Annotated in this window: 5 protein-coding genes; 2 read left to right on the top strand and 3 right to left on the bottom strand. The window is 70.1% G+C overall.

Annotated elements, in window-relative coordinates; translation table 11 throughout:
- Both ACOADB_RS11375 and ACOADB_RS11380 read right to left on the bottom strand, forming a co-directional pair.
- On the bottom strand, window positions 1-820 hold an 820-nt coding region (locus tag ACOADB_RS11375; protein WP_378598280.1), incomplete at its 3' end, for a metal-dependent hydrolase.
- 9 nt (window positions 821-829) lie between these two features.
- On the bottom strand, window positions 830-1,645 hold the full coding sequence (locus tag ACOADB_RS11380; RefSeq protein WP_378598282.1) for a GNAT family N-acetyltransferase: 816 nt from the start codon (window positions 1,643-1,645) through the stop codon (window positions 830-832).
- A 243-nt stretch (window positions 1,646-1,888) separates the two neighbouring features.
- On the opposite strand from ACOADB_RS11380, the gene fdxA reads away from it, so the two are divergent.
- Together fdxA and dapC are read left to right on the top strand one after the other, a co-directional pair.
- Window positions 1,889-2,218 carry a ferredoxin gene (gene fdxA, locus ACOADB_RS11385; RefSeq protein WP_378598284.1) on the top strand — a complete coding sequence of 110 codons (330 nt, stop codon included), beginning with the start codon at window positions 1,889-1,891 and terminating at the stop codon, window positions 2,216-2,218.
- Window positions 2,219-2,226: 8 nt separating this feature from the next.
- A complete protein-coding gene (gene dapC, locus ACOADB_RS11390; protein WP_378598286.1) occupies window positions 2,227-3,351 on the top strand; it encodes a succinyldiaminopimelate transaminase in 1,125 nt (374 codons plus the stop codon).
- On the opposite strand, the gene ACOADB_RS11395 is transcribed toward dapC, so the two are convergent.
- Window positions 3,330-3,813 (bottom strand): hypothetical protein (locus ACOADB_RS11395; protein WP_378598288.1); only part of this gene is annotated, 484 nt, incomplete at its 5' end. The genes dapC and ACOADB_RS11395 overlap by 22 nt on opposite strands.

Genomic DNA, 3,813 nt, shown 5'->3' on the forward strand with positions numbered 1-3,813 from the left:
CCCCAGGTCCGAACAGCTCGGCCGTCCAGCGCTCCAGAAGTGCTGTGTTGTCGTGGTCGTCAGGGTGGAATCCCGTGCGGAGGTAGTCGCGGAGCTGGCTGCGGACGTCGGCGGCCAGGAACGGCGAGGTCCGCAGCCGGAGCAGGCTGCGGAGGAGCCGGACCGGGTGGTAGGTCGCGCGGTCGCGAAGCATCGACAGCGCGGTGGCGATCACGACGAGCCCACCGAGCCCGAAGGTCTGGATCACGAAGCTGAGCTTGCGCACTCGTTCTGACCCACCCGTGGCGCGGTAGACGTCGAAAGCGACGGCCTTGTGCTCGGTCTCCTCCAGTGCGTGCCACAGCAGGATGTTGCGCACCTCGGTGTCGCCCAGCAGCCGCTGGGCCTCGGGTTTCGTGAGCAGGCACTCAGCCAGCGTCGCCGTGTAGTGCTCCAGTGCCGCCGTGTACGAGAGGCAGAGCCGGGCCGGAGCACGCCGGGTGGCATCGGCGAGCACTGCCTTCACGAACCGGGACACGCGGTGGGTGGGATAGCCCATCTCCTGGAGCCTCTGGTTGAGCTCGCGGTGCTCCCGGCCGTGCGTGACCTCCTGCCCGATGAATCCGCGCACCTGCTGCTTCAGCTCGCTGTCGCTGATGGCGTCGCCGTAGTGCCGCACCGATCGGACGAAGAAGTCCTCGCCCGGTGGAAAGGTCGCGGAGAGCACCGCGACGACGTGGCTCATCACGAGGTCGTCGTCCACGTAGTGCTGGCGCAGCGACCCCTGGGGGTAGCCGAAACGGATCCTGCGCACGGGGAGGTCGCGACCAGGGATGCCCATCTGGTGAGCCTACGACGACGAGGGCGGCCTGAGGTACCGGCAAGCGTGGTGCGGGGCCAGGCCCAGTGCCGCCCACAGTTCCTGTGCGCCGGGGTTGTCGGTCTCGACGTGCAGCCACGCCGTCATCGCCCCCTGTTCGGCACCCCACTCGAGGAGCTCGGAGACCACGGCGGTGGCCAGGCCCCGGCGGCGGTGGGTGGGGTCGACGGTCACGCCGTGCAGGCCGATCCAGTCGCCGTCGATCGCTGCGTGCCCTTCCGCGAGCGGGTCGCAGCCGGAGCCCACGCTCGCCACGGCCCGCGGACCATGGACCACGAGCTCCACCGGGCGGACGGGCGGCGGCAGCGATCGTCGTACACGGGAGACGGAGGCGAGCCAGAGCTCCGACTCCCCGTGGTCGAGGGGCTGCCATCCGGCGTCGCGGAAGGCGTCCTCCTCGGGTGACCCGACCTCGACCTGGGCCAGCGGGTCGCGGCCGCGCTCGGCGTAGAACTCCTCGATCGCGGCCAGGGCCCGCGGGAGAGCGAGGCCGGGGTCGCCCATGGCCAGGCACGAGTTGGCGCGCTTGAGGACGCGGCCGACGGGGGCGGGGTCGAAGCGCAGCTCCCAGCCGCCGAGGGCGACGCGTTCGACCGCGGGCCAGAGCGCTCCGGTGTGCGACTCCGCATCCCGCGCGCTGACGCGTTGCCGGATCGAGGGGCGCGGTGGCACCGGCTTGCCCGAGACGATGTCGGCGAGCGTGATGGTGACGGCGCCCCCGGTCTCGGGCTGGACGACGCAGACACCGTCGCCCCAGGCGACGCAGACGCCCAGGAGATCGGTCATGGCGGGACCCCCGGTCGGCCCGGTCTCGCCTCGGACGATCCGTCGTACGACGACCCGCTGGCCGACCACGTGCGGCCCGAGGGCGTGGCCGGTCGGAGGGTCTGCGGACGGATCTTGTCCAGAAGAGGAGGGTCTGCGCACGGAAGGCACGGTGGGGATACTAGGCTGACCCCCTGACACGAAAGTCTTTCGTGTCGCCCCGCAGTCTCCGAAGTTGAAGGCCCTGGTCCAGGAGGAACACCGATGACCTACATCATCTCGCAGCCGTGCGTTGACCTGAAGGACCGTGCGTGCGTCGATGAATGTCCGGTCGACTGCATCTACGAAGGCAAGCGGATGCTCTACATCCACCCCGACGAGTGCGTCGACTGTGGTGCGTGTGAGCCCGTGTGCCCCGTGGAAGCCATCTTCTACGAGGACGACGTCCCGGAGGAGTGGAAGGACTACTACGACGCCAACGTCAAGTTCTTCGACGACCTCGGCTCGCCCGGCGGTGCCGCCAAGATGGGTGAGATCGACAAGGACGCCGAGCTCGTCGCTGCGCTCGAGCCGCAGATCCACGACGAACACTGAGCACCTCAGTGGCTGAGCCGGTCTCGCGGCGGCTTCCCGACTTTCCCTGGGACCAGTTGACGCAGTACGCCGAACAGGCGCGCGCCCACACGGGCGGGATCGTCGACCTGTCGATCGGTACGCCGGTCGACCCGACGCCCGAGGTGGCCCGCGCCGCGTTGGCGGCTGCCGCGGACTCTCCCGGCTACCCGCTCACCATCGGGATCCCCGAGGTCCGCCAGGCGGTCGTGGACTGGCTGGCCGGCACCCACGGTGTCACCGGCCTGGGCCTCGACCAGGTGCTGCCGCTGATCGGGTCCAAGGAGTTCATCTCCACCCTGGCGGCCAACCTGGGCCTGGGCCCGGGCGACATCATCGGGTACCCGGCACTGGCCTATCCGACCTACGAGGTCGGTGCGGCGTACGTCGGCGCGACGTCGGTGGCGACCGATTCCCTGACCAGCTTCGGGCCCGAGACGCCGAAGCTGCTCTGGATCAACTCGCCGTCCAACCCGTCCGGCCGGGTGCTCCCGAAGGAGCACCTGAAGAAGGTCGTCGACTGGTGCCGCGAGCGGGGCGTGCTCCTCGTGTCCGACGAGTGCTACCTCGACTGCGTCTGGGAGGGCGAGGCAACCTCGGTCCTGCACCCCGACGTCTGCGGCGGATCGGCCGACGGCATCCTGATCGTCCACTCGCTGTCGAAGCGGTCCAACCTCGCCGGCTACCGCTGCGGGTTCGTCGCCGGTGACCGCGCAGTGATCGCCGAGCTGCTCGCCGTCCGCAAGAACCTCGGACTGCTGATGCCCGGCCCCACCCAGCGGGCCATGGCCGCCGTGCTCGGTGACGAGGCCCATGTCGCCGAGCAGCACGAGCGCTACCGCGCCCGTCGTACGAAGCTGCGCGCAGCGCTGGAGTCGGCCGGCTACACGATCGAGCACTCCGAGGCGTCGCTGTACCTCTGGACCACCAAGGGTCCCGACGGACCGGACTGCTGGGCGATGGTCGCCGACCTGGCCGCGCAGGGGATCCTCGTCGCGCCGGGTGCGTTCTACGGAACGGCCGGCGCGAAGCACGTGCGGGTGGCGCTCACGGCCACCGACGAGCGGATCGACGCTGCGGTGGCCCGCCTGACTCAGAGCCCGGATTCCCAGTAGAGGAAACCGGCAGCTCCACCTGCGTTGTAGCTGACCTTCTCGAGGGTGGCACCTTCGGGCACCAGGATGATCGAGCAGCCCGTGGCCGACTGTCCGGCCGCCACCTTCCGGGGCACCTTCGGGCAGGGGGCGAAGCCCTCACCGCTGAGATCGAGCAGGATCAGCGGAAGGATCAGGGTGTTGTCCTGGTCGCGCCCCGACATTCCCTGGATGTCGACCTCGACGTCCGCGTTGTTCTGGAACGTCACGTCGACGTAGAACGGCGTGGTCGCCGCCTCCTCGGGATCCAGCTCGAAGCCGGCGTCGGTCAGGTCCTTGATCGCCCCTTCCCGCACCGCGGTGACGGTGACCGTACCCGTGCCCTGCACGGTGTCCGCGCCGGAGGCCCGGAACTCGATGTCGACCGGCGTGCCGAGGGCCGCGGTCTTGACCTCGGGTACTCCGCCGCCGCCTCCGCCCCCG

It is taken from the genome of Nocardioides sp. CPCC 206348 (assembly GCF_048654705.1).
Classification (GTDB): domain Bacteria; phylum Actinomycetota; class Actinomycetes; order Propionibacteriales; family Nocardioidaceae; genus Nocardioides.

Coding starts and splice junctions, on each gene's coding strand:
- ACOADB_RS11380 (WP_378598282.1), bottom strand. CDS start 1,645: ATGACCGATCTCCTGGGCGTCTGCGTCGCCTGGGGCGACGGTGTCTGC.
- fdxA (WP_378598284.1), top strand. CDS start 1,889: ATGACCTACATCATCTCGCAGCCGTGCGTTGACCTGAAGGACCGTGCG.